Origin of the sequence: Micromonospora sp. NPDC023966 (genome assembly GCF_040639095.1) — a bacterium.
Classification (GTDB): domain Bacteria; phylum Actinomycetota; class Actinomycetes; order Mycobacteriales; family Micromonosporaceae; genus Micromonospora.
In genome coordinates this window covers 455,190-476,913 of sequence record NZ_JBEZZJ010000001.1, presented here as the reverse complement: position 1 = coordinate 476,913, position 21,724 = coordinate 455,190, and the positions used below count along the sequence as shown (strand labels likewise).

At 72.8% G+C, this 21,724-nt stretch carries 26 protein-coding genes and 3 tRNA genes; 21 read left to right on the top strand and 8 right to left on the bottom strand.

The features are described 5' to 3' along the window. The first annotated feature begins 33 nt into the window (after positions 1-33). The 9 genes from AB0F68_RS02300 to AB0F68_RS02260 all read left to right on the top strand — a co-directional run bounded on the left by AB0F68_RS02300 (position 34) and on the right by AB0F68_RS02260 (position 6,170). A complete protein-coding gene (locus AB0F68_RS02300) occupies positions 34-1,191 on the top strand; it encodes a polyprenyl synthetase family protein (RefSeq protein ID WP_357332274.1) in 1,158 nt (385 codons plus the stop codon). Positions 1,192-1,220: 29 nt separating this feature from the next. Continuing rightward, a complete protein-coding gene (gene crtI, locus AB0F68_RS02295) occupies positions 1,221-2,759 on the top strand; it encodes a phytoene desaturase family protein (RefSeq protein ID WP_357332272.1) in 1,539 nt (512 codons plus the stop codon). Further along, positions 2,756-3,361 (top strand): isopentenyl-diphosphate Delta-isomerase, encoded by a 606-nt coding sequence (idi, locus tag AB0F68_RS02290; RefSeq protein ID WP_357332270.1) that lies wholly within the window; start codon positions 2,756-2,758, stop codon positions 3,359-3,361. The genes crtI and idi overlap by 4 nt, the downstream gene beginning before the upstream one ends. After that, positions 3,351-4,298 (top strand): MerR family transcriptional regulator, encoded by a 948-nt coding sequence (locus AB0F68_RS02285; protein ID WP_357332268.1) that lies wholly within the window; start codon positions 3,351-3,353, stop codon positions 4,296-4,298. Before idi ends, AB0F68_RS02285 begins: the two co-directional genes overlap by 11 nt. A 76-nt stretch (positions 4,299-4,374) precedes the next feature. After that, positions 4,375-5,169, top strand: coding sequence for a polysaccharide deacetylase family protein (locus AB0F68_RS02280; protein WP_357332266.1), 795 nt, complete (start codon positions 4,375-4,377; stop codon positions 5,167-5,169). Positions 5,170-5,324: 155 nt separating this feature from the next. Further along, positions 5,325-5,397, top strand: a tRNA-Glu gene (locus tag AB0F68_RS02275). A 33-nt stretch (positions 5,398-5,430) separates the two neighbouring features. Beyond that, positions 5,431-5,504 (top strand) — tRNA-Asp (locus tag AB0F68_RS02270). Positions 5,505-5,579: 75 nt separating this feature from the next. Beyond that, positions 5,580-5,653 (top strand) — tRNA-Phe (locus AB0F68_RS02265). A 364-nt stretch (positions 5,654-6,017) separates the two neighbouring features. Continuing rightward, positions 6,018-6,170: a hypothetical protein gene (locus AB0F68_RS02260; protein WP_357332264.1), complete on the top strand. Its 153-nt coding sequence runs from the start codon at positions 6,018-6,020 to the stop codon at positions 6,168-6,170. 123 nt (positions 6,171-6,293) lie between these two features. Here the strand turns inward: AB0F68_RS02260 and AB0F68_RS02255 are convergent, their stop codons facing one another. Further along, positions 6,294-6,983 carry an HAD family hydrolase gene (locus AB0F68_RS02255; RefSeq protein ID WP_357332262.1) on the bottom strand — a complete coding sequence of 230 codons (690 nt, stop codon included), beginning with the start codon at positions 6,981-6,983 and terminating at the stop codon, positions 6,294-6,296. A gap of 300 nt (positions 6,984-7,283) precedes the next feature. Between AB0F68_RS02255 and AB0F68_RS02250 the strand changes: the two genes are divergently transcribed. The 8 genes from AB0F68_RS02250 to AB0F68_RS02215 all read left to right on the top strand — a co-directional run bounded on the left by AB0F68_RS02250 (position 7,284) and on the right by AB0F68_RS02215 (position 13,122). Beyond that, a complete protein-coding gene (locus tag AB0F68_RS02250; RefSeq protein WP_357332260.1) occupies positions 7,284-8,153 on the top strand; it encodes a replication initiator in 870 nt (289 codons plus the stop codon). After that, positions 8,150-8,548 (top strand): replication initiator, encoded by a 399-nt coding sequence (locus AB0F68_RS02245; protein ID WP_357332258.1) that lies wholly within the window; start codon positions 8,150-8,152, stop codon positions 8,546-8,548. The genes AB0F68_RS02250 and AB0F68_RS02245 overlap by 4 nt, the downstream gene beginning before the upstream one ends. After that, a complete protein-coding gene (locus tag AB0F68_RS02240) occupies positions 8,533-8,676 on the top strand; it encodes an excisionase family DNA-binding protein (protein WP_357332256.1) in 144 nt (47 codons plus the stop codon). The genes AB0F68_RS02245 and AB0F68_RS02240 overlap by 16 nt, the downstream gene beginning before the upstream one ends. A gap of 66 nt (positions 8,677-8,742) precedes the next feature. Further along, positions 8,743-9,060 carry a hypothetical protein gene (locus AB0F68_RS02235; protein ID WP_357332254.1) on the top strand — a complete coding sequence of 106 codons (318 nt, stop codon included), beginning with the start codon at positions 8,743-8,745 and terminating at the stop codon, positions 9,058-9,060. Between the two features lie 94 nt (positions 9,061-9,154). Continuing rightward, positions 9,155-9,868, top strand: coding sequence for a site-specific integrase (locus AB0F68_RS02230; RefSeq protein ID WP_357332252.1), 714 nt, complete (start codon positions 9,155-9,157; stop codon positions 9,866-9,868). A gap of 668 nt (positions 9,869-10,536) precedes the next feature. Further along, positions 10,537-11,112, top strand: a complete 576-nt coding sequence (locus tag AB0F68_RS02225; RefSeq protein WP_357332250.1) for a TetR family transcriptional regulator — start codon at positions 10,537-10,539, stop codon at positions 11,110-11,112. A 50-nt stretch (positions 11,113-11,162) separates the two neighbouring features. Further along, positions 11,163-11,951, top strand: a complete 789-nt coding sequence (locus AB0F68_RS02220; protein WP_357332248.1) for an SDR family oxidoreductase — start codon at positions 11,163-11,165, stop codon at positions 11,949-11,951. Between the two features lie 271 nt (positions 11,952-12,222). After that, positions 12,223-13,122 carry a hypothetical protein gene (locus AB0F68_RS02215; RefSeq protein WP_357332246.1) on the top strand — a complete coding sequence of 300 codons (900 nt, stop codon included), beginning with the start codon at positions 12,223-12,225 and terminating at the stop codon, positions 13,120-13,122. A 9-nt stretch (positions 13,123-13,131) separates the two neighbouring features. Here AB0F68_RS02215 and AB0F68_RS02210 read toward each other — a convergent pair whose 3' ends face one another. Further along, positions 13,132-14,394: a hypothetical protein gene (locus AB0F68_RS02210; RefSeq protein ID WP_357332244.1), complete on the bottom strand. Its 1,263-nt coding sequence runs from the start codon at positions 14,392-14,394 to the stop codon at positions 13,132-13,134. A gap of 230 nt (positions 14,395-14,624) precedes the next feature. On the opposite strand from AB0F68_RS02210, the gene AB0F68_RS02205 reads away from it, so the two are divergent. Next, the gene (locus tag AB0F68_RS02205) at positions 14,625-15,140 is read left to right on the top strand and encodes an SRPBCC family protein (RefSeq protein ID WP_357332242.1); all 516 of its coding nucleotides are present in this window, start codon (positions 14,625-14,627) and stop codon (positions 15,138-15,140) included. Positions 15,141-15,150: 10 nt separating this feature from the next. Here the strand turns inward: AB0F68_RS02205 and AB0F68_RS02200 are convergent, their stop codons facing one another. Together AB0F68_RS02200 and AB0F68_RS02195 are read right to left on the bottom strand one after the other, a co-directional pair. Then, positions 15,151-15,858 carry a DUF2786 domain-containing protein gene (locus AB0F68_RS02200; protein WP_357332240.1) on the bottom strand — a complete coding sequence of 236 codons (708 nt, stop codon included), beginning with the start codon at positions 15,856-15,858 and terminating at the stop codon, positions 15,151-15,153. A 55-nt stretch (positions 15,859-15,913) separates the two neighbouring features. Then, entirely contained in the window at positions 15,914-16,303 is a 390-nt protein-coding gene (locus tag AB0F68_RS02195) for a hypothetical protein (RefSeq protein ID WP_357332238.1), read from the bottom strand. A gap of 166 nt (positions 16,304-16,469) precedes the next feature. On the opposite strand from AB0F68_RS02195, the gene AB0F68_RS02190 reads away from it, so the two are divergent. After that, positions 16,470-17,819: an ABC transporter substrate-binding protein gene (locus AB0F68_RS02190; RefSeq protein ID WP_357332236.1), complete on the top strand. Its 1,350-nt coding sequence runs from the start codon at positions 16,470-16,472 to the stop codon at positions 17,817-17,819. A gap of 56 nt (positions 17,820-17,875) precedes the next feature. Here the strand turns inward: AB0F68_RS02190 and AB0F68_RS02185 are convergent, their stop codons facing one another. Together AB0F68_RS02185 and AB0F68_RS02180 are read right to left on the bottom strand one after the other, a co-directional pair. After that, the gene (locus tag AB0F68_RS02185; protein ID WP_357332235.1) at positions 17,876-18,619 is read right to left on the bottom strand and encodes an enoyl-CoA hydratase/isomerase family protein; all 744 of its coding nucleotides are present in this window, start codon (positions 18,617-18,619) and stop codon (positions 17,876-17,878) included. A 60-nt stretch (positions 18,620-18,679) separates the two neighbouring features. Further along, positions 18,680-19,528 (bottom strand): 3-hydroxyacyl-CoA dehydrogenase family protein, encoded by an 849-nt coding sequence (locus AB0F68_RS02180; RefSeq protein WP_357332233.1) that lies wholly within the window; start codon positions 19,526-19,528, stop codon positions 18,680-18,682. A gap of 165 nt (positions 19,529-19,693) precedes the next feature. Here AB0F68_RS02180 and AB0F68_RS02175 point away from each other — a divergent pair, with 165 nt between their 5' ends. Continuing rightward, positions 19,694-19,981, top strand: a complete 288-nt coding sequence (locus AB0F68_RS02175; protein ID WP_357332231.1) for a hypothetical protein — start codon at positions 19,694-19,696, stop codon at positions 19,979-19,981. A 45-nt stretch (positions 19,982-20,026) separates the two neighbouring features. On the opposite strand, the gene AB0F68_RS02170 is transcribed toward AB0F68_RS02175, so the two are convergent. Next, positions 20,027-20,803, bottom strand: coding sequence for a class I SAM-dependent methyltransferase (locus AB0F68_RS02170; protein WP_357332229.1), 777 nt, complete (start codon positions 20,801-20,803; stop codon positions 20,027-20,029). Between the two features lie 113 nt (positions 20,804-20,916). Here AB0F68_RS02170 and AB0F68_RS02165 point away from each other — a divergent pair, with 113 nt between their 5' ends. After that, complete coding sequence (locus tag AB0F68_RS02165) at positions 20,917-21,294, top strand: PPOX class F420-dependent oxidoreductase (RefSeq protein WP_357332227.1); 378 nt, start codon at positions 20,917-20,919, stop codon at positions 21,292-21,294. A 96-nt stretch (positions 21,295-21,390) separates the two neighbouring features. Here AB0F68_RS02165 and AB0F68_RS02160 read toward each other — a convergent pair whose 3' ends face one another. After that, a complete protein-coding gene (locus tag AB0F68_RS02160; protein ID WP_007073996.1) occupies positions 21,391-21,600 on the bottom strand; it encodes a BldC family transcriptional regulator in 210 nt (69 codons plus the stop codon). Between the last annotated feature and the right edge of the window lie 124 nt (positions 21,601-21,724).

Sequence of the window (21,724 nt, the reverse complement as noted above, 5' to 3'; positions counted from 1 at the left end):
CGCAACTCGTAACCCTAGGGTACGCTCACCCGCATGGCCAACGACGCAGTTGCCGGTAGCGCGCTCCGCCTCGTCGCGCCGGCTCAGCCCGGGGCGACGGACGATCCGGTCCGCGGCGTGCTGGCCGCCTTCACGAAAGACCTGGTGCAGGGCGTCGACGAGACCCTGGCGGGGTTCCTGGCCGCCGAGGTCGACGCGCTCGCCGGGATCGACGCGGCGATGGGCGGGTTCGCCGCCACGGCCCGCGACTGCGTGCTGGCCACCGGCAAGCGGGTCCGGCCGACCTTCGCGTACTGGGGCTGGCGAGGGCTGGCCGGTGGCGACGCACCGCTGCCCTCGGTGCTGCCGGCGCTCGCCGCGCTGGAGCTGCTGCACACCTTCGCGCTGGTGCACGACGACGTGATGGACGGCTCCGACACCCGGCGCGGCCGGCCGACCGCCCACCGGGCCGCCGCCGCGCGGCATCGGGCGGCCGGTCACACCGGCGACCCGGAGCGGTACGGCGAGGCGGTCGCCGTGCTCATCGGCGACCTCTGCCTGGTCTGGGCCGACCGGCTGATGGCGCGCGCCACCGTGCCACCGGCCCGGCTGCTCGACGTGCGCCGCTGCTACGACCAGATGCGGGTGGAGACCGTCGCCGGGCAGTTCCTCGACGTGCTCGGCGAGCACGACGCGGCGAACTGGTCGGTGGAGCGGGCGCTGCGGGTGGCCCGCTACAAGACGGCCGGCTACACCGTCCAGCGACCGCTGCTCTTCGGCGCCGCCCTGGCCGGGGCCGAGGCGGACGCCCCGCTGATCGCCGCGTACACCCGCTACGGGCTGGCCGTCGGCGAGGCGTTCCAGCTCCGCGACGACCTGCTCGGCGTCTACGGCGACCCGGCCACCACCGGCAAACCGGCCGGTGACGACCTGCGGACCGGCAAGCCGACCGTGCTGCTCATGCTGGCCCGGCAGCTCGGCGACCCAGCCCAGCGCCGCGCCTTGGAGCAGGCCGGCACGGTCACCGGGGCGCGCGAGGTGGCCCGGCTCGCCGACGTGGTCCGGGACACCGGGGCGGTGGCCCGGGTCGAGCGGATGATCGCCGACCGGGTGGCCGAGGCGCGGGCGGCGCTCGACGCCGCGCCGATCGACGGCACCGCGCGCAGCGCGCTGACCGGCCTGGCCACCGCTGCCACGCGGCGGCAGGCATGATGACCAACTTCGCGAGTAAGGAGGCCGGGATGCGCACCGTGAGCGGGCGTACCGACCGGGTGGTGGTCGTCGGCGCCGGGCTGGGCGGGCTGGCCTGCGCGCTGCACCTGGCCGGCAGCGGCCGGCAGGTGACCGTGCTGGAACGCGAGCCGGTGCCGGGCGGGCGCGCCGGCCGGCTCGGCGTTGACGGGTACGAGTTCGACACCGGACCGACCGTGCTGACCATGCCCGACCTGATCGCCGAGGCGCTCGGCGCGGTCGGCGAGGAGCTGACCGACTGGCTCGACCTGACCCCGCTCGACCCGGCCTACCGGGCGTACTACCCGGACGGGTCGACGCTCGACGTCATCACCGACACCACCCGGATGGCCGCCGAGATCGCCCGGGTCTGCGGGCCCCGCGAGGCCGACGGCTACCTGCGCTTCGTCGACTACGCGCGCGACCTGTGGCGCTGGGAGCGGGCCGACTTCATCGAGCGCAACCTCAACGCGCCGACCGACCTGCTCACCGGCAACCTGCTCAAGCTGCTCGCCAACGGCGCGTTCCGGCGTCTTCAGACGAAGATCAACCAGTTCTTCCGGGACCCGCGTACCCAGCGGATCTTCTCCTTCCAGGCCATGTACGCCGGCCTCGCGCCGCACGACGCGCTGGCCATCTACGCGGTCATCGCGTACCTCGACTCGGTGGCCGGGGTGTGCTTCCCGCGCGGCGGCATCCACGCGGTCTCCCGCGGGATGGCCGGCGCCGCGGAGAAGCACGGCGTGCAGATCCGGTACGGCACCACGGTGACCCGGGTGGAGACCGCGCACGGCCGGGCCACCGGCGTGGTCACCGCCGACGGCGAGTTCGTCCCGGCGGACGTCGTGGTGCTCAACCCCGACCTGCCGGTCGCCTACCGGGACCTGCTGCCAGCGAGCCGGCAGCGCAAGCTCACCTACTCGCCCTCCTGCGTGGTGCTGCACGTCGGTTCGACGCAGGGCTACGGCCGGATCGCCCACCACAACATCCACTTCGGGCGGTCCTGGAAGGGCACCTTCGACGAGGTGATCCGGCGGGGCGAGCTGATGACCGACCCGTCGCTGCTGGTGACGAACCCGAGCCGGACCGACCCGTCGGTGGCCCCGGCCGGGCGACACACCTACTACGTGCTCGCCCCCGTGCCCAACCTCGACCGGGCGCCCTTCGACTGGCCGGGCGACCTGACCCGCCGCTACACCGACCAGCTCGTGGCGACCCTGGAGGAGCGGGGCTACGTCGGCTTCGGCGACGGCATCGAGGTGCTGCACACGGTGACCCCGGCCGACTGGGCGGCGCAGGGCATGGCCGCCGGCACCCCGTTCGCCGCCGCGCACAGCCTCTTCCAGACCGGCCCGTTCCGCCCCCCGAACCTGCACCGCACGCTGGGCAACGTGGTCTTCGTCGGCTCCGGCACCCAACCCGGGGTGGGCGTGCCGATGGTCCTGATCAGCGGCAAGCTCGCCGCCTCGCGGATCACCGGTGGTCCGGTGAGCGCGAGGAGTGCAGCGAAGCGGAGCCCCGCAGTCGCGAACGAAAGGCTGGCACGATGACGGCCCGGGAGAAGCACCTCGTCGAGCTGGTCGACGACGGCGGGCACGTGGTCGGCGAGACCACGGTCGCCGCCGCCCACCAGCCACCCGGCCGGCTGCACCGGGCGTTCTCCGTGCAGCTGGTGGACCCGGAGGGGCGGATCCTGCTCCAGCAGCGGGCCGCCGTCAAGACCCGCTTCCCGCTGCGCTGGGCCAACGCATGCTGTGGCCACCCGCTGCCCGGCCAGTCGCTGGTCGAGGCCGCCAACCGCCGGCTCGCCGAGGAGCTCGGCGTCGAGCCGGTCGACCTCACCGAGGTCGGGGTGTACGTCTACTACGCCGAGGACCCGGCCACCGGTCGGGTCGAGTTCGAGTACGACCACGTGCTGCGCGCCGACGTACCGGCCGACCTGCCCATCCGGCCCGACCCGGACGAGGTGGCCACCCTGCGCTGGGTCGACCCGCGCGAGCTGGAGGACGACCTGGACGCCGATCCCCGCGCGTACGCGCCCTGGCTCGGCGGGGTGGTGAACCGGCTGCTGCGGCCGGCCCGTCCCGCCGCCGACGCGGCCCGGGCGGGCGCGCCGGCCGACGAGGCACCGGAGCGGTCGGGTGGCGGATGAGGCGCTGAGCGCGGGGGCCGTCGCGCGCCGGCTGGGGGTCGCGGTCACCACGCTGCGCACCTGGCACCAGCGCTACGGCCTCGGCCCCAGTGAGCACGTGCCGGGGCACCACCGGCGCTACACGCCGGCCGACCTCGCGCGCCTGGAGATCATGCGGCGGCTCACCGCGGAGGGGGTCACCCCCGCCGAGGCGGCCCGCTGGGCCCGGCAGGCACCGGCCGTTCTCCCGCCCGAGCAGCTCAGGACGAAGGGACGGGCCACCGCGGTCCGGGACGGCGGCGGGACGACCATCCCGGTCGGCCGGGCCGGACCGGTGGCCCGCGGCGTGGCCCGCGCCGCCATGCGAATGGACTCGGTGGCGATCGGCGAGACCATCGCGCACGCTCTCGCCACCGACGGCGTGGTGCCGACCTGGGACGCGCTGCTCCGGCCGGTGCTCGCCGGCATCGGCGAACGGCACGCCGCCACCGCCGGGTTGATCGAGGTGGAGCACCTGATGTCCCGGTGCGTCTCCGAGGCGTTCGCCACGGTGGCCCGGGCGCACCCCGTCGCCGGGCCGGCACGGATCCTGCTCTCCTGCGCCGACGAGGAACAGCACACGCTGCCGCTGGAGGCGCTGGGCGCCGCCCTGGCCGAGGCCGGGGTGGGCTATCGGATGCTGGGTGCCCGGATGCCGGTGGCCGCCCTGGTCGAGGCGGTCAACCGGACCGGCCCGGCGGCCGTGGTGCTCTGGTCGCACACCCCGGTCACGGCCGATCCGGACCAGCTCACCGCGGTGCTCGCCGCCCCGCGCCGGCCGCTGCTGGTGCTCGCCGCCGGGCCGGGCTGGCGGGCCGACACGCTGCCGGCCGGGGTGGTCCGGCCGGTGAACCTGGCCGAGGCACTCTCGCTGGCCGTGGCGGTGCGGGACTCCCTGGACCAGTCGACGACGGGGTGAGGGGCCCTCCCTATTCGGCGCGACGTCCACTACGGTCGGAAAGTCCGCCCGACCCGACCCCCTCTCGGGAGCGACGATGCGTCCACGCGCCGTGCTGGCGTTCGCCCTCGGCCTGGTGCTCCTCCTGACCGGCTGCGGCGAGCCCGGCAAGACCCCGGCCCAGGCCGCCGCCCCGCCGGCCGCCTCGGCCGTCCCCACGCCGACGCCGAAGCCCACCCCACGGCCCAGCCCGAGCCGCACCACCCCGCCGAAGCCGAAGCTGCGGCCGCTGCCGAAGACCCTGCCCGCCGGGCTGCACCGGGCCAGCGGCGACCGGGGCGTCGCGCTCACCTTCGACGACGGGCCGGACCCCCGGTTCACCCCGCAGATCCTCGACCAGCTCCGGGCGGCCCACGTCACGGCGACCTTCTGCCTGGTCGGCAAGCAGGCACAGCGCTATCCGCAGCTGGTGGCCCGGATCGCCCGCGAGGGGCATCAGCTCTGCAACCACAGCTGGCGGCACGACATCAACCTCGGCCGGCGGCCGATCGCCGAGATCCGGGCCGACCTGGTCCGGACCAACCAGGCCATCCGGGCGGCCGCGCCGCGCGCGCCGATCACCTGGTTCCGTCAGCCCGGCGGCCGGTGGACGGCGGAGGAGCTGACGGTGGCCCGCCAGCTCGGCCTGCGCCCCCTGCACTGGAGCGTCGACCCGCAGGACTGGGACCACCCGACGGCGAAGACGATCATCAAGCGGGTGGCCTCGGCGACCCACCACGGCTCGATCGTGCTGATGCACGACGCGGGCGGCGACCGGACCCAGACGGTGGCCGCCTGCCGGCACCTGATTCCCGAGCTCAAGCGGCGGTACGGGATCTCCCGGCTCCGGTGACACCGCCCCTGACCTGCGGTTTCACCCGGTTCCTCGCCCGAAGCCATACCGGTTTGGCCGACCGCGGAGGCATGGCATATGCTTCTCATGCCTCCGGCGGGGCCGGATGGGAGCAAGTCCGCTTGAAGTTGCGAGTATGCAATGATGGCGGGGCCGCCCTCATCGTCTAGCGGCCCAGGACGCCGCCCTTTCAAGGCGGTAGCACGGGTTCGAATCCCGTTGGGGGCACGGTCCGGTTCCGGCCGGATGCAACACCAGCTAGGTCCTGTGGAGCAGTTGGAGTGCTCGCCGCCCTGTCAAGGCGGAGGTCGCGGGTTCAAGTCCCGTCAGGACCGCAAGCGCTGACGCCGCGCCCTTCACGCGCGGCGTTCTGCGTATCGGCCTGTGCGGTAGCATGAGCCGAGCGGCACGGCCAGGTAGCTCAGTTGGTACGAGCGTCCGACTGAAAATCGGAAGGTCGGCGGTTCGACCCCGCCCCTGGCCACATAGCCTTTCGCCGGGCTACAGGAGCGCCGACCAGCGGAAACGCCGGTCGGCGCTCTGCTTTTCGCCCTGGAAACCCGTCTGTCCGGTCTGACCCTCGTTGACCCCGGAATCCCGCTGCTGACCGCCCCTTGTCGCACGTAGATCGCACGACCTCCTCGTCATGCGGGCGTGCTCCGGTCGGCCCGGGAGAGGGTCGCCGACCCCTGCCTTGCAAAGATCAAGACGCTTGTCGGGCGACGTCGGCCACGGCGGCTGAGCTGCTCGTCCCGTCGGCTCGCGTCCACGTATGACCGGCTCGATCTGCTGGCTTGGCTGTACGGATGGCTGTACAGCCACACGGCTGGGTCTGACATGATCACGACGTGCCCGACCCCGAGCCCGCCGACGGCAGTCCGCCGCCGGAGTCTGCGCCGACGGCGCGCAACGAACCACTCACGCTACTCGTGCTGCTGGTCGCTTCGGCCGTTCTGCTGGCGCTCTGCTTCGGCTGTGCCGCCCTCTGGCTGTACAACTAACTGACCGTCCGCGAGCTGGACCGGAACGTCAGTTTGGAAGAGCGCGTTCAGGCGGTCGCGATGTCCGAAACGCCTGCGGGCGGCACCGGTCCGGTTGCGTCTCGTGCCCGCTGCGCGCCACGGTTACTGGCCCACGGATGGCCCATGCTGGCCTTCGGAGGAGTCCTCGCCTCGCAGTACTTGGACAGCGGCCACGACGTCCGTGACGGTGCGGTCAGGCGGGGTGAGCTCCGCCGGCCAGTCCTTCCCTCGGCTGACCCAAAGGGTGGCAAGCCCTGCCGCGCGGCCACCCTCGACATCAAGCACAGGGCTGTCACCGATCGCCCAGCCCCCGCCCAGCAGATCGAGGCCGCACCCACGGGCCGCCGCCTCGAAGATCTCGCGTGCCGGCTTCCGGATGCCCAACTCCCCGGACACTGCCCAGGCATCGACGCATCGGTCCAGCCCAGTGCGCCTGATCTTGCCCAGCTGGTTGTCGGCCTGACCGTTGGTCACGATCGCGACCGTCCAGCCGTCGTCGCGCAGTAGTGTCAGCGACGCCAGCACCTCTTCGGGGCAGCTCACCAGTTCCGGCATCCGGCGTCGGTACTGCCTCCACGTTTCATCCACCGAGGCTGCCAGTCCGAAACGCTCCGTCACCTCGCCGAAGAACCAGTCTCGGGGCACGGACCCGTCCTGGTCCGTAGCGATCAGCCAGGCCAACGCGTCGTCCGGCAGTTGGCGATCGGCGCAGAACTCGACCGCCCAGCGCCGGAATGCCTCCGAACGGTCCACGAGCGTGTTGTCGAGATCGAAGAGCGCCAACCGCTGCATGGTCAACAACCGTACCGGGCGGGTAAAGCGGATCTCCTCGTCGGGCAGTCGTCAGACCGGCCTGCGCCAAGCGCGCCCGCAGGTTGCGGCAGCAGCAGATCCGCGAGGGCTGGCACCGCGACGACGAACCCGACCCCGGCCCCCGGCCCGCGACCGACGCCCAATCAACGGGCCCTGATCGTCGCCCGCGCTCATCTGGAATTCGCCCGCGACGAAGCCGCCCGCGCCTCCGAGTGGGATCAGGTCGCGGACCTGGACGACGCGATCGCGGAACTCGAAAGCCAGATCACCATCGACGGTATGCGCGGCCGGCCCGCCCCTCCCCACGCCACCCAGGACCAGGAGGACGACGACGGCAAGCGGCGGGTCCGGTCGACCAAGCGGCGGCAGGATGCCCCGGACCTGCCCCGCCTCCCGCTCGAGAATCGCACCGTTGGGCGGACCTTCGAGGGTCACGCCGGGCAGGTGTTCCGGCCGTCGATGTTCCTCACCCTTGGCTCCCACGGGCGCGTCCACTCCGACGGGACTCCGGTCGACCCGGACGCCTACGCCTACCGCCGGGCCGCCTGGGACGCCGTGCACTTCCCCCGGCTGCTGGATCGGTTCTGGCAGAACCTGCGCCGGGCGGTCGGCTGGAACGTCCAATACGCGGGCGCGGTCGAGCCGCAACGCCGCCTTGCGCCGCACGCGCACTTCGCCATGCGTGGCACCATCCCCCGCGCCCTCGTCCGTGAGGTCGCCGCCGCCACCTACCACCAGGTGTGGTGGCCTCGGGTCGACGAGCTGCTCTACGGACCGGGAAGGGCGCCGCAATGGGACTCCGCCGGCGGCTACATCGACCCGGAGTCGGGTGAGCTGCTGCCGTCGTGGGATGACGCCCTGGACCTGGTCGATGCCGACCCCGACGCCGAACCCGTGCACGTCGTCCGCTTCGGCAGTCAGGTCGACGCCAAGGGCGTCCTCGCCGGCACCAAGGACGCTGATCGGTGTGTCGGCTACATCACCAAGTACCTCACCAAGCAGGCCGCCGACTGCCACGACGTCACCACCGGCCGGCAACGGGCGCACCTCGAACGGCTCTGGCAAGAGCTGCGGCACGCCGTGCTCGGAGCGGTGCGCCAACTGGCTGCTCTACGGTGTCCAGCCGAAGAAGGCCCGGCCCGGGTTTGAAGCCGGGGAACTGCAAGAACAAGGTCCACAAGCGGGAAATTCCCGGCATCGGCGGCCAGCGCGTCCTCATCTCCCGCCAATGGTCCGGCAAACCCCTCGCCGACCACCGCGCCGACCGGCGCGACTGGGTCAAGGCTCTGCTCGGCGTCACCACCGACGCTGACACCGCCCCCGCCGGCTCCGACACGATCCGGCACGCGTGGGAACTCGCCAAACCCACCGACCCCGACGTCCCACCCCTCGGCCACCGCGTCCTACGCGCCATCTCCGAACGCATCCAATGGCGCGCCCAGCTCGACGCCGCGAGACAGGCCGCCAACTCGCCGTCCGATGTTTCGGCAACCGCAGACACGAACCCGACCGGGAAGGAGGCCACCGAGTGGAGAAGCTGCTGACGGTCAAAGAAGCCGCGGCTCGCCTCGGCACCACCGAGCGATTCCCCCGCCGGCTCATCGCCGAACGGCGCATCCGCTACGTCAAGCTCGGCGGCCACCGTCCGCATCCCCGAAACCGCCCTCGCTGAGTTCATCGCCGCCGGCACCGTCGAGCCGGTGACCGTCGCGTGGTCCGGCGGAAGGGCGGTGGAGTGATGGGCAAGCGTCGTCAGTTCGGGTACGTCCGCAAGCTCCCGTCGGGTCGCTTCCACGCCTCGTTCGTGCCGCCCGGTGGTGGTGCTCGACAGAACGCACCGCACACCTTCAAGACGAAGACGGACGCCAACCGCTGGTTGACGCTCGTGACGGCGGACATCTCACGTGGTGTCTGGTTGGACGATCGCGCGGCGGCGGAAACGTTCGGCAACTACGCGCGGGCCATCCTGCGGGACAGTCCGAAGATCGGCGTTCGGTGGCGGGAGACGTGCGAACGGAACCTCCGTCTACACCTGGGACCGCGTGCCGCTTCGTGAGCTCACGGCGAGCCGGGTCCGGGAGTGGCATGCTGCCGCCCTGCGGGGCACCGGTGGGCGTACCTCTATCTCCCAGTCCTACCGCTTCCTGCGCATGGTCATGAACACCGCCGTCCGAGAGGGCGTCATCGCCCGGAACCCGTGCCAGATCCCCGGTACGGGCACGGTCCCCGTCGCCGAACGGCCGGTCGCCACGCCCGCTCAGGTCGTCGCCCTGGTCGACGCCATCAACCCGCGTTACCGCACCGCCGTTCTCATCGCTGCCTGGTGCGGCCTGCGCCGTGGTGAGATCGCCGGCCTGCGCGTCTCGGACGTGGACCTGACCGAGCACACGATCACGGTTCGGAAGGCACGCGTCGAACCGCTGCACGCTCCTGACCGGGCCTTCGACAAGGATCCCAAGTCGGAGGCAGGGAAACGGACGATCGCCATTCCGCCCCACGTGGTGCCGCTGGTCCGGCTGCACTTCGAGCAGTACGCGGGTACGGATCGGCTGTTCGTGAGCCGCGACGGAACCCCACTACGGGGCAACACGTTGTATCAGGCGTTCGTCCGGGCGCGGAAGAAGGTAGGCCTGGATGATCTGGCCTTCCACGATTTGCGGCACACCGGGCAGACCCTCGCCGCGCAAACCGGCGCGACCCTGGCGGACCTGATGAAGCGACTCGGGCACTCGTCCATGGCGGCGGCACGCCGGTATCTGCACGCCGTCGACGGGCGTGACCGTGAGATCGCCAAGGCTCTGTCGGAACTCGCCGCGCATGGTGATGTCGCACGGCTACCCCGGCACATCACGATGCGGAGCTAATCGCATGACAGATCGCACGGTGACCTCTGGCGGTCCTCTGGCCTGCGGAAGTGCGGGCGCTTCAAAATTGGGAGGCTTCCGGCTCGACGCCGGAGGGAGGCACTCTGCTTCACCTCCCCTCGCGCCAGCTCTGGGCAGCTCCTTCGGGGCTGCTGAGGGGCCGGACAGTACCGCCGGCATGACCGGATTGGCTGACGTCACCTGTCGCCCCGGCTCCGCTGGGTTCGGTGCGCCCGGCGCCTTTGCGGCGCCGTACCGCCGCGGCTCCGGCCGCTCCCGCCGCAAGCAGCGCCGCCATCATTGGCCATCGGCGGCGACGACGAGTCGCGACTGGTTGCCGCTTCGGAGTACGACGACGAGCCGCGTCTTGCCTCATCTGCAGGAACCTCTGCGCTGTCATTTCCCCATTGTCGGCACCCACGCCGGCCCAGGTGGCGAAATCGATGACTGCAAAGGTCCGGCTGACAACCAAGAGCCGCCACGGAAGCTCTCGGCCGTTACTCGTGCGCCTGGCGCGTGATCACCGTCCAGCGCGTCACGTGCTGCCGCCTGGGTGGGGTCACCTGGTCAGGTTCGCGGGGAGCGGCGTCGGCCGCCGGTCGTGAGCCCATCGGGTGACCGCTCCCACAGTTGTGGACTGATCAGTTCCTTACCTTTATGGTTGTCGTATGGGTAGGCCAAGGACGTTCGACATCGACGCGGCGGTGGACCGTGCGATGGAGTTGTTCTGGCGTCAGGGGTTCGAGGCGACCTCGACGGAGGATCTCGTGGAGGGCCTCGGAATCGCCCGAGGCAGCCTGTACAAGGCGTTCGGATCCAAGGAGCAGCTCTATGCGCTGGCGCTTCGCCGTTACTGCCAGCGCCACGCGGTAGGGCTAATCGAGGTGTTGGACCGGGCGGAGCAGGTGCGTCCGGCGATCCGGGCGGTGCTCCTCGAGTTGGTGGAGGCCGACCTGGCCGATCCGGAGCGGGGCTGCCTGCTGGTCAACGCGGCCACGGAGCGCTCGGCGCACCCGGACACGGTGCAGCAGGTCTCGCGCACCATGGGTCAGATCGAGTCGGCCCTGGCCGGGGCGTTGGAGCGGGCACGGGTCCGCGGGGAGATCGCGTCGGACAAGAAACCGCAGGAGCTGGCCCAGTTCCTGACCACGTTCCTGCAGGGTCTGCGGGTGATGGGCAAGGCCCGCGCGGATCGACCATTCCTCGACAATGCCGTGGAGGTCGCCCTGGGCGCCCTCGACTGACTTTTTGCTGGCCGAATTAGGAACCGATCAGTCAACAACTGGGAGTGATAGTGGATCTCGAATTGCAGGGCAAGGTCGCCGTCGTCACCGGCGCGAGCAGGGGCATCGGTCTGACCACCGTGGCGGCGTTGCTCGACGAGGGTGCGCACGTGGTGGCGAGCAGCCGTACGAGCACGCCAGAGCTCGACACCCAGGCCGCGCGCGGCGCCACCGTGGTGCTGGCCGACATCACCGACGCGGATACCCCGCAGCGGCTCGTCGACGCCGCGCTGTCGACGTACGGGCGCCTGGATGTGCTGGTCAACAACGTTGGCACCGGCAGCGGCCGGTCAGGATTCCTCGACGTCAACGACGCCGAGTGGGCCCGCATGTTCGACGTGACGTTCTTCAGCGCCGTACGCACCAGCAGGGCGGCCCTGCCCGCCCTGTTGGACAACGGCGGGACGATCGTCAACATCAGCAGCATCAATGCCCGGCTGCCGTTCCCGATGGTGGTCGACTACTCCGCGGCCAAGGCGGCGATGTCCAACCTGACCAAGACCCTGTCGGAGGAGTTCGCGCCGCGCGGTGTGCGGGTCAATGCCGTCTCGCCCGGTCCGGTGCGGACCCCGTTCTGGACCGGGCCTGACGGTTTCGCGCACGCTGTTGCCGCTGGCGCGGGTGTCACCGTCCAGCAGGCGCTCGACGAGGTCGTGCCGCAAAGCATGGCGATCAGCACCGGCCGGATCACCGAGGCCAGCGAGGTCGCCGACCTGGTGCTGTTCCTTGCCTCCGCCCGCTCCGCCAACACCACCGGCGCCGAGTTCATCCTCGATGGCGGCCAGGTCAAGACGCTCTGACCACAGTTGCCCCTCAGGACTTGGACATGCCGCCAGGCGGACGACAGGAGAAGCAGCCGCCCATCACACCGATGGGCGGCTGTTCGTGCGCTGGCGACGCGGCTCACTCGCCCGCCCCTTCAGTCGATCAAGAAGTTTGCGTCGGTGGGAGGCCGTTTCCCGACGCGAACCTCTTGGTCAACAGGGCCGAAGGGTCAGGGTTCCGGGATCGGTGGCGGGTCGGGGTTGGTCCCGATGGTGCGGGGGCGGGGGACGGCCAAGACTGAGCCGTATGACGAGAGAGCAGCCGAAGATCCTCGCACCCTGGCGGTTCACCTACGGTGCCGAGAGCCGACGACGGCTCGCCTGGTCGGTGGTAGCCGTGCCGCAGGCGTTGGGCGCGCTGGGCCGGGCACCGAGTCGGTCCGGTCGGCTGCGGGCGCTGGGCGGGGCGCTGTTGGCCCTGCCGGTCGCGGTCGCCTCGTCCGCGCTCACCGCGGTGCTCGCCTTCCTGGTGCTGATCAACGTGCTGGCGTACCCGTTCCGCCCATTGCTCGGGCTCGGCGAGCAGACCGGCACCGCCTGGTACGCGAACGCCTGGGGCGGCCCGACCCTGGCCGGCGCCTGGGCCACCCACGCGGCCCTGATCCTGCTGCTGGTCGTGCCGCCGATGGTCTGGGCCGTCCGCGGGCTCACCGCCCTGCAGTGGCGGCTCACCGGCCACCGGGCGGGCACGCCCGGACCGGTCGCCGCGCCGTCCCACACGGTGCGTGACCGGCGGGCCAGTGCCGCCGAGCCCGTGGTCAGTCGGCCGACCGGCGCCGTCGAGCCGGTGACCGTCCGGCGGGCCAGCGCCGTCGAGCCGTCGACCGTTGGAACTGCCGCCGTCGAGCCGGTGGTTGGTCGGCCGGCACCGCCGGTGTCCGTCGCGGCGGTCGCCCGGCCCGTCCGGCCGGACGCCAGGGCGGCTCGTGGTTGGCGTCGTCGTCGGGTCGGGGCGGTGCTCGCGGCCGTGGGGCTGCTGGTGGCCTGCTCGCTCACCGCGCACGCCAACGGAATCGGTGACAACCTGCTCTGGGCGCCGCGCGACCTGACCAGCGCCGTCGCCCTCGCCCTGACGCTCGCGCCGGTCGCGGGGTTGCTGCTGCTCCGGCGTACGGCCTGGTGGCGGTCGCCGGCCCAGCCCTGCTGATCCTCCGGGCTACCGCTTCGGGCGGTGCTGGCCCATGCCGCTCTGGATCGCCTCCCAGACGCTCCGGCCGGCCTGCAACAGCGTCTCCCCGGCCTGGCCGGCGAGCTGGGCCGGCCCGGGCGGGCCACCCGGCACCTTCTCCTCCCCCTCCGGCTTCCCGGCGGGCGGTTTCCCCGGCTCCGCCCCCTCCCCGGCCCCCGGGGCCTTTCCCGCACCAGGTGGCTTTCCGGGGCCTGTGGCCGGCCGGCCGACACCCTCGCCGGACCGGCCACCCTCGCCCCCGGACTCCGCACCCTCGCGAGGCGCGCCACCCGCGCGGCCGGGCTGCCAACCCTCGCGAGACGGGCCACCCTCGCGAGACGGGCCACCCTCGCGAGACGGGCCACCCTCGCGAGACGGGCCACCCTCGCGAGACGGGCCACCCTCGCGAGACGGGCCACGCTCGCGAGACGGGCCACCCTCGCGAGACGGGCCGCCACCCTGGCCCGACGGGCCGGCACCCTGGCCGGACGGGCCACCCTGCCCGGACGGGCCACCACCCTGACCGGCAGATGGGCCACCCTCGCGGGGCGCACCAGGCCTCCCGCCGCCGCCCGCAGGACCGGACGGCGGCCGGCCACCACCACCGGCGGGCGGAGCGCCCGCCACGCCAGACGGCCGCCCCCCGGCGCCTGCCGGTGGCTTCGGCTGCCCCTGCTCGCCGGTCGGCGGTTCGGGAGCGCGCGCTCCGGCCGGGGTCGTCGGGGACGGCGGGGACGGCGGGGACGGCGATCCGGGTTGGCCGACGCCCTCCCGCAGTGCCCGGTCGGCCACCGCGCCCACCGTCCCGATCCGCTGCCCGCTCTCGTCGAGGACGGGCGCGCTGGCGAGCTGCTGGGCTGCCCGGTTCACGTCGTCGATGCCGCCCCCGACCGAGCGGGCCAGCGTTTCGATCAGGTGCGGGTTCCGGTCGATTGTGGTCAGTGCCCGGTCCAGGATCTGCACCAGCTTCTCCAGGCGTACCTTGAGCAGCGCCTCGGCGCTGACGCCGGTGACGTCCAGCTCCACGCCCTCCAGGTGCACCCGGACCCCGGCGTCGAGCTGGAGCAGGTTGGCGAGCCGGGCACGCAGCGACAGATCCGCGTCGAGCCCCTGGACGGACAGCCGGATCTGGTCGACCGTCACCTCCGGGATGTCGAGCAGGACGTCCGGCTCCGACTGCCCGGCGCCGCGATGAGCGCCCCGCTCGCTCGTCGGGTCCGGCTCCCGCCCGGTCGCTCCGCTCTGGCTCATGGTCCCCGCTCCCCGCTGGCCCCGTCCGCCGGGCCGGATCAGCCGCGGTTACCCGGTTTCCGGCCCGGCATCCCTGATGCTCCGGTACGCCGGCGGCGACGGCGGGCAACGCGCTTCGCCGCCCGCCGTTCCCCGGTCCGAGGCTGTCCGGGAGATCGCTCTCCCGCTGTCGGAAAGCGGGCGAACATGAAAGCTGCACAGCGGGGCATCAGCCGGTATGGTCCGGGCCTATGGGACAGGGGATGGCCGATCCGGATGAGGTCAGCCAGGAATTCGACCGTTTCTCCCTCCGCAGCACGCTCTTCGCCCCCGCCTCCGCCGACCGGGCGTACGCCGTGTTCACCGGGTCGCTGACCGACTGGTGGGTGCGCGAATACACCTGGTCGGGGCCGGAGGCGCTGGCCGAACTGGGCATCGAGCCCCGGGCCGGCGGCATGCTCTACGAGATCGGCCCGTACGGCTTCCGCGGCGACTGGGGCCGGGTGCTCACCTGGGACCCGCCCCGGCGTTTGGTCTTCACCTGGCAGTTGGGTCCGGACCGGGTGCCGGTGCCGGATCCGGCGCGGGCCAGCGAGGTCGAGGTCCTTTTCCAGCCCGAGGGGCCGGTGCTGACCCGGGTCGACGTGGAGCACCGCTACTTCGACCGGCACGGCGAGGCCGCCGAGGGCTACCGCAAGGCGCTCACCGCCGGTTGGCACGAGCTCCTCTGCCGCTACCTGGCCACGGTCGCCCGCACCACCGACTGAGCGCGGCGGGTCAGCCGCCGATGCCCCGGGCCGGGGTCCCGGCGCCGGAGACCCCGGTGCCGCCGAGGTCGGCCCGGCGACCCGCGGCGGAGCCCGGACCGAAGCCGCTGCCGGCGAGCCGGCGGCGCGGGGCGGTACGCAGCCGCGGATACACCTCGGCGAGCCGGCGCTGGACCCGGTCGGAACGGTCGGCGAGCACCAGCGCCATCGAGGGCGCTCCCGATTCGGCGACCGCGCCTGCCTCGGCCGTGCGCAGCCGCTCGGCGACCACGTGCGCGAAGCCGGCCAGCCAGGTGCGCCGGAACGCGGCCGGATGCTCCCCGGCCGGTACGGCGGCCCCGGCCAGCCCGTGCGCGGCCTGCACGAGCAGCGAGGTGAAGAGCAGGTCGACCCGTTCCAGGTCGCTGGCGAAGCCGAAGAGGTGCATATCGAAGCCGCTGCCCTGCCGGCGGCGTACGCAGCGGCAGCGCAGCGGGTCGGCGACCGCCGCGAGCAGGCCGGCCTTGTCGCGGGCGTACGGGGCGACCACCTCGACCACCCGGTCGCCCACCGGGTCGGTGGCCGGCTCGCGGGCGGCGAGCAGCGCCCGGTCGACGCCGTAGCGGGCGATCAGCTCGGTGGCCTTGGCCATGAAGGCGGCCGACTCGGCGGGCGTGCAGGCCGGGTCCTCGGCCTGGGCGAGCAGCTTGCGGACCTTGCTCAGCATCGCCTCGGACATGCACCAGAGCTACCACAGCGGTGGGACCGGGACGGGACGAGGCGGCGCCGGACGGTCAGTCCGCCCGGCTGCGCAGCGTGGCGACGGTCGAGCCGGCGAGGGTGAGCAGGCAGTCGGGGAGCAGCCCGTCGGCCGCCGCGGCCCCGAACAGCGCCTCGCCGGTGTCGGCGTCGTCGTTGGCGTACGCGCTGACGAAGCGGGCCACCCACCGGGTGTCGTAGTCGGCCTGGTCGATCCCGGGGAAGTCGAGCGCGGCGCCGCCACCGGGGGCGTCGCCGCCGACCATGGTGGCGGCCAGGCACCAGGCGACCCCGTAGGCGCCGGACAGCCCGGAGCGGTCGACCACGGCGTCGAAGGTGCCCACCACGCCGTCGCCGTCCCCGGCCAGCGCCGAGCGGAGCACGGCTGTCGCATCGTCCAGCGTCTGCTGTGCTTCGTCGGTCACCTGCCGAACAGTAGTTCCGGGGGTCAAGCGGTGACCCCGGAACGGCCCGGCCGTCACGCAGAGTGATACCGGCAGTCGGGGTGCCGACGGACCGACCTCCACGGTCCCGCGCGCCGCGCCGGCACGCTAGTGTGCGCAGCGGACCCTCGCCGGAGGAAGGACGACAATGCTCAGATCTCGCGCGTCGCGTGCGGCCCTGTCCACGGCCTGCGCGGCGCTCCTGCTCGCCACCAGCGCCTGCGGGAGCGACAAGCCCGAGGAGGCGGCCGCCACCCAGGTGCGCCTCTACGGCACCGACGGCAACATGCAGAACTCGTACGTCGACGCTCTGAAGGACCGCGCGGACCTTCTCAACGGCATGAAGGGCACCACCCCGCTCACGCCGCTGCCCGAGAGCTTCAAGGATCGGCTACGCACCGTAGACCCGAAGCTCAAGGACTACCTCTACTCGGCGGAGACCTACGACGCGATCGTGATAAGCGTGCTGGCCGCCCAGCTCGCCGGCACGACCGAGCCGGCCGCGATCGCCAAGCAGATCGTCGGGGTGACCACCGGCGGCCAGCGCTGCGAGGAGGTCACGACCTGCCTCCAGCTGGCCCGCGCGGGCCAGGACCTCGAATACCGCGGGGTGTCGCTGAACCGGGGCGGGTTCACCGACGTCGGCGAGCCGGCCGCCGCCAGCTACGCCACCCTGCACTTCGACGACCAGCAGCTCGACGACGGCAAGACCGAGTTCGTCGGCGCCGGGAACGAGTCGGGGGCGAGCACCAAGACGCCGCCGCGGGGCAAGAAGTCGCGTCCGGCCAAGTCCTACAAGGAGGACGGCTCCCCGCTGGTGCTCGGCGGCCTGCTGCCGAAGACCGGTGACCTGGCCCTGGCGTACCCGCCGATCGCGGCCGGCGCGGCGCTGGCGATCCGCGAAATCAACGCGGCGGGCGGCGTGCTCGGCGACCCGGTGGTCTGGATCGACGGCGACGACGGCACCGACCCGAAGGTGGCGAAGGCGATGGTGGCCTCGCACGTCCAGCACGGCGTGGACGTCATCATCGGTGCCGCGGCCTCGGGGATCTCCCGGGCCGTGCTGCCCGACGTGGTGGCCGCCGGCCTGATCCTCTTCTCCCCGTCGAACACCGACGCCGGGCTGAGCACGGTGGACGACAAGGGCCTCTACTTCCGCACGGCCCCGTCGGACATCCTCCAGGGTCGGGCGCTGGCCGACGTGATAATGCGCGACGGACCGCACAAGATCGCGATCGTCGCCCGTAAGGACTCCTATGGCGAGGGCCTCCAGGAGAACGTCCGCGCCGAGCTGGAGCGGGCCGGCATGGGCGCCGACAGGGTCAAGCTGCTCTCGTACGTGCCGCCGGACGGCGCGACGGCGCCGCCGGTGGACTTCTCCGCCGGGGCCAAGGAGATCAAGGACTACGGGGCGGACGCCGTCCTGGTGATCGGCTTCGGTGAGTCGGCACGGGTGATCACCGCGCTGGCCGACGCCGGGGTGCAGATCCGGCACTGAGACGACGACGAGGGCCGCACCGGGCGAACCGGTGCGGCCCTCGTCGTTTCCGCCGCTCAGTGGGAGCGGCGTCGCTCCAGGAACTCGGTCATCCGCCGGTGCTTCTCCTCGTCCTCGAAGAGCACCGCCTGGCTGAGCAGGTCGAGCTGCGGGTGGGCGGCCGCCGGCGCGTCCACCGCGAGCTTGGTCAGCCGCAGCGCCAGCGCCGAGCCCTTGGCCATCTCGTCGAGCAGCCCGTGCGCGGTGGGCAGCAGCTCCGCCGGCTCGGCCACCACCCGGTTCACCAGCCCGATCCGCAGCGCCTCCTCGGCGTCGACCCGCCGGCCGGTGAAGAGCAGCTCCTTGGCCCGGGCCTCCCCGATCAGCGCGGGCAACCGGTAGGTCGCGCCGGCGCCGGCCAGGATGCCCAACCGCACCTCGGGCTGGCCGAACACCGCACGCGCCGTGCACACCCGCAGGTCACAGGCGTACGCCAGCTCGGCGCCGCCGCCCAGCGCCGGGCCGTCCACGGCGGCCACGGTGGGCATCGGCAGGGCCCGGATCCGGGCGAAGGCCGCCTGGTTGATGGCGGCCAGCGCGTCCAGCCGGCCGCGCTCGCGGAGCTGGGCGATGTCCGCGCCGCCGGCGAAGATGCCCTCCGTCCCGCCGGTGAGCAGCAGCAGCCGGGGCCGCGCCTCCAGCTCGGCGCAGACGGCGTGCAGCTCGGCGATCAGGTCCGCGTCGATGGCGTTGCGCTTCTCCGGCCGGTCCAGGGTGACCACCAGCCGGTCCGGCAGCTCCTCGATCCGCAGCCCGCTCACCGTGCCCGCCTTCCGTTCGCGCCTTCGGGGCTCGCAAGCTCGCTCTTCGCGCTCACTGCTTCACCCGCCTTCCCAGGTGTAGAAGCCCTGGCCGGACTTCTTGCCCAGCCGGCCGGCGGCCACCATCTCCACCAGCAGCGGGGGCGGCGCGAACCGGTCCCCGTACGCGGCCTGGAGGGTGCGGGCGATGTCGAGCCGGACGTCCAGCCCGACCATGTCGGTCAGCTCCAGCGGGCCCACCGGGTGCCGGTAGCCGAGCACCATCGCCTTGTCGATGTCGGCCGGGCTGGCCACCCCGTCGGCGACCATCCGGATGGCCTCCAGGCCGAGGGTCACGCCGAGCCGCGAGGTGGCGAAGCCGGGCAGGTCGCGTACCACGACGGGGTCCTTGCCCAGCCGGCCGGCGAGCGCGACGGCCGCCTCGGTGGTCTCCGGCGCGGTGGCCGGGCCGACCACGACCTCGAGCAGCGCCATCGCCCAGACCGGGTTGAAGAAGTGCAGCCCGAGGAATCCGGCCGGCCGCTCCAGCCCCTCGGCCAGCTCGGCGATCGGGATGCTGGACGTGTTGCTGCCGAGCAGGGCGGGCCGCCGGCCCTCGGCGTCGGAGAGCACGGCCCGCTTGAGGTCGAGCCGCTCGGGGACCGCCTCCACGATCACGTCGGGGCCCTCGGCCACCTCGGCGAGCCCGGCCCGCAGGGTGACCCGCTCGCGGTTCGCCGTCGCCGCCTCGGCGGTCAGCTTGCCGCGCTGGACGCCGCGCTCCCACAGCTCGCCCAGCCGCCGCACGGCGTCGGCGCCGCGCGCCGGGTCCACCTCGACCAGCTCGACCGCGTACCCGGCGCCGGCCGCCACGTACGCGATGCCGAGGCCCATGGTGCCGGCCCCGACGACCACAAAACGTCCACTCATCGATGTCCCTTCGCCGCGGCCGGTGACGGGCGGGGTCTCCGCCGCGCCGGTGCGTCCGCTCGCTCGTTCCTGGGTGCGACCCTATGCAGGGCCGGCCCGCGGGGCATGCGTGGGGGCGCGCCGGATCGGGTACAGACGGCCGTCAACGCCGAGGGAAGGACCGAGATGAGCCAGGCACCGGAGAGCGCGGAGCGCAGCGAGACCGTGGAGACCCGCGGCGACGAGCGGGTGGACCTGCTCCGCGCGGACACCAACAACGACGGGAAGACCGACGTCTGGGTGGTGGACACCGACGGCGACGGGAAGGCCGACCTGTTCCAGTTCGACACCGACGGCGACGGCAAGGTGGACATCACCATGGTCGACATCGACGAGGACGGCACCCCGGACGAGGTGGTCGACGGCGACGGCGGCCTTCCGCCGGAGCAGACCACCCCCACCGTGCAGGTCTGACGGCTACGTCGGCGGGCTTCCAGGCAGTCCCGGGGGCCCGCCGGCTCAGGCCAGCTTCAGCGTGGCCAGGTAGTAGGGGTGGTCCCGGTCGTCCACGTCGACCAGTCGCCACGGCGAGCCGTCGACCAGGTCGGCGAACTCCTCGACCGAGCACACCAGATAGTCGAACCACTCGGTGCCGAGCATCCGGTAGCGCAGCCGCAGCCGGAGTTGCCCGCCGAGCCGCCCCCGCCGCCGGTTCAGCTCGTGGTAGCCGGTGTGCACCGGGTCGGTGGTGCCGTACGGGTCGGTGCCGTGCGCGATCACCTGGGCACCGGGGCGGGCCAGCGCGGCGAGCGCGGCCAGCAGGGCGGGTGCCCGCTCCCGCCCCTCGAACAGCCCCAGGTTGTTGCCGAGCAGCAAAAAGGTGTCGTAGCGCCGGCCGTCGGCGACGTGCTCGTCGACGGTGCCGAGCACCAGGTCGCGTACGCCCCGGTGCCGGCTGACCCGCAGCGCCCCGATCGAGGTGTCCAGTCCGGTGACCGGCACGCCGCGCTCCTGGAGGTGCAGCGCGATCCGGCCGGCCCCGACCCCGATGTCCAGCACCTGCCCGTGCACCCGTTCCACGGCCCGGTGGTCGTACGGCTGCCACCGCTCCGGCGGGTCGAGGTAGTGCGCGGCGGGGGCGCCATTGATCAGCCCGTCGTCGCGTTCGATGATCTCGATGACCGGCCGGGGCAGCCGCCCGCCGACCAGCGGCCGGGGCCCGATCCCGGTGGCGACCGCGTACGCGTCGCGGATCATCTCGCCGAACACGTCGCCGATCGTGGGTTCCCCGGTCACGGACCGGTCTCTGTTCGCGACTGCGGGGCTCGCAGACCCGGCTCACTCCTCGCGCTCACGGCGATCACGCTATCCGGGCTCGGCCGGCGCGTCACGGCCGTATCCTGAGCGGCGTGACCGACCTCGACCGCCTGGCGGCGGAGAAGTACGTGCTGCTCACCACGTTCCGCAAGGACGGGCGAGCGGTGCCGACTCCGGTGTGGGCGGTGCGCGACGGCGAGGCGCTGGCGGTGTGGACGGTGTCGGACTCCGGCAAGGTGAAGCGGATCCGGCGCGACGGCCGGGTCACGGTGGCCCCGTGCGACGTGCGCGGCCGGCCGCACGGCGAGGCGGTGCCGGGACACGCGACGATCAGCGGCCCGGAGAGCACCCGGCGGATCCGCAGCCTGCTCAAGCAGAAGTACCGGCTGATCGGCCGGCTGAGCCTGCTGGGCAGCCGGCTGCGCCGGGGGGAGGGCGGCACGGTGGGCCTGCGCATCGTGCTCGACTGAGCGAACCGACCCCGGAAACGATTGAGGGCGGCGGATCGTCGCATGTCGCGACGTCCCACCGCCCGCGATCGGAACGCCTGAGAAACGTCCGGGTCGTCAGTCCCCCTGGCGCTGCTGGGGAATCTGCCCCTGCAGCAGGGCCCGAACCTCCGACTCGCGGTAACGGCGGTGGCCGCCCAGGGTCCGGATGGCGCTGAGCTTGCCAGCCTTGGCCCACCGGGTCACCGTCTTCGGGTCGACACGGAACATCGACGCCACCTCGGCCGGTGTGAGTAGCGGCTCTGGTTCGTGCGTTCGCGATGCCATCGGGGTCACTCCTCCACATGTATAGACATCGGCCGGGGTCCCGCCGGCCGACGCGTCTCCCATGGTCCGGCTAGTCCCCGATGTCCGACATGGGCCGAACGGCTGAAGGTCCCTAGACGGACGG

Excerpts from the sequence above, each read along its gene's own strand:
- AB0F68_RS02235 (WP_357332254.1), top strand. The coding sequence starts at position 8,743 with ATGGGCAAGCGTCGTCAGTTCGGGTACGTCCGCAAGCTCCCGTCGGGT.
- crtI (WP_357332272.1), top strand. The coding sequence starts at position 1,221 with ATGCGCACCGTGAGCGGGCGTACCGACCGGGTGGTGGTCGTCGGCGCC.
- AB0F68_RS02210 (WP_357332244.1), bottom strand. The coding sequence starts at position 14,394 with ATGAGCCAGAGCGGAGCGACCGGGCGGGAGCCGGACCCGACGAGCGAG.
- AB0F68_RS02200 (WP_357332240.1), bottom strand. The coding sequence starts at position 15,858 with ATGTCCGAGGCGATGCTGAGCAAGGTCCGCAAGCTGCTCGCCCAGGCC.
- AB0F68_RS02190 (WP_357332236.1), top strand. The coding sequence starts at position 16,470 with ATGCTCAGATCTCGCGCGTCGCGTGCGGCCCTGTCCACGGCCTGCGCG.
- AB0F68_RS02250 (WP_357332260.1), top strand. The coding sequence starts at position 7,284 with ATGCGCGGCCGGCCCGCCCCTCCCCACGCCACCCAGGACCAGGAGGAC.
- AB0F68_RS02255 (WP_357332262.1), bottom strand. The coding sequence starts at position 6,983 with ATGCAGCGGTTGGCGCTCTTCGATCTCGACAACACGCTCGTGGACCGT.
- AB0F68_RS02180 (WP_357332233.1), bottom strand. The coding sequence starts at position 19,528 with ATGAGTGGACGTTTTGTGGTCGTCGGGGCCGGCACCATGGGCCTCGGC.
- AB0F68_RS02175 (WP_357332231.1), top strand. The coding sequence starts at position 19,694 with ATGAGCCAGGCACCGGAGAGCGCGGAGCGCAGCGAGACCGTGGAGACC.
- AB0F68_RS02230 (WP_357332252.1), top strand. The coding sequence starts at position 9,155 with ATGGTCATGAACACCGCCGTCCGAGAGGGCGTCATCGCCCGGAACCCG.
- AB0F68_RS02205 (WP_357332242.1), top strand. The coding sequence starts at position 14,625 with ATGGGACAGGGGATGGCCGATCCGGATGAGGTCAGCCAGGAATTCGAC.
- AB0F68_RS02160 (WP_007073996.1), bottom strand. The coding sequence starts at position 21,600 with ATGGCATCGCGAACGCACGAACCAGAGCCGCTACTCACACCGGCCGAG.
- idi (WP_357332270.1), top strand. The coding sequence starts at position 2,756 with ATGACGGCCCGGGAGAAGCACCTCGTCGAGCTGGTCGACGACGGCGGG.
- AB0F68_RS02225 (WP_357332250.1), top strand. The coding sequence starts at position 10,537 with ATGGGTAGGCCAAGGACGTTCGACATCGACGCGGCGGTGGACCGTGCG.
- AB0F68_RS02215 (WP_357332246.1), top strand. The coding sequence starts at position 12,223 with ATGACGAGAGAGCAGCCGAAGATCCTCGCACCCTGGCGGTTCACCTAC.
- AB0F68_RS02280 (WP_357332266.1), top strand. The coding sequence starts at position 4,375 with ATGCGTCCACGCGCCGTGCTGGCGTTCGCCCTCGGCCTGGTGCTCCTC.
- AB0F68_RS02300 (WP_357332274.1), top strand. The coding sequence starts at position 34 with ATGGCCAACGACGCAGTTGCCGGTAGCGCGCTCCGCCTCGTCGCGCCG.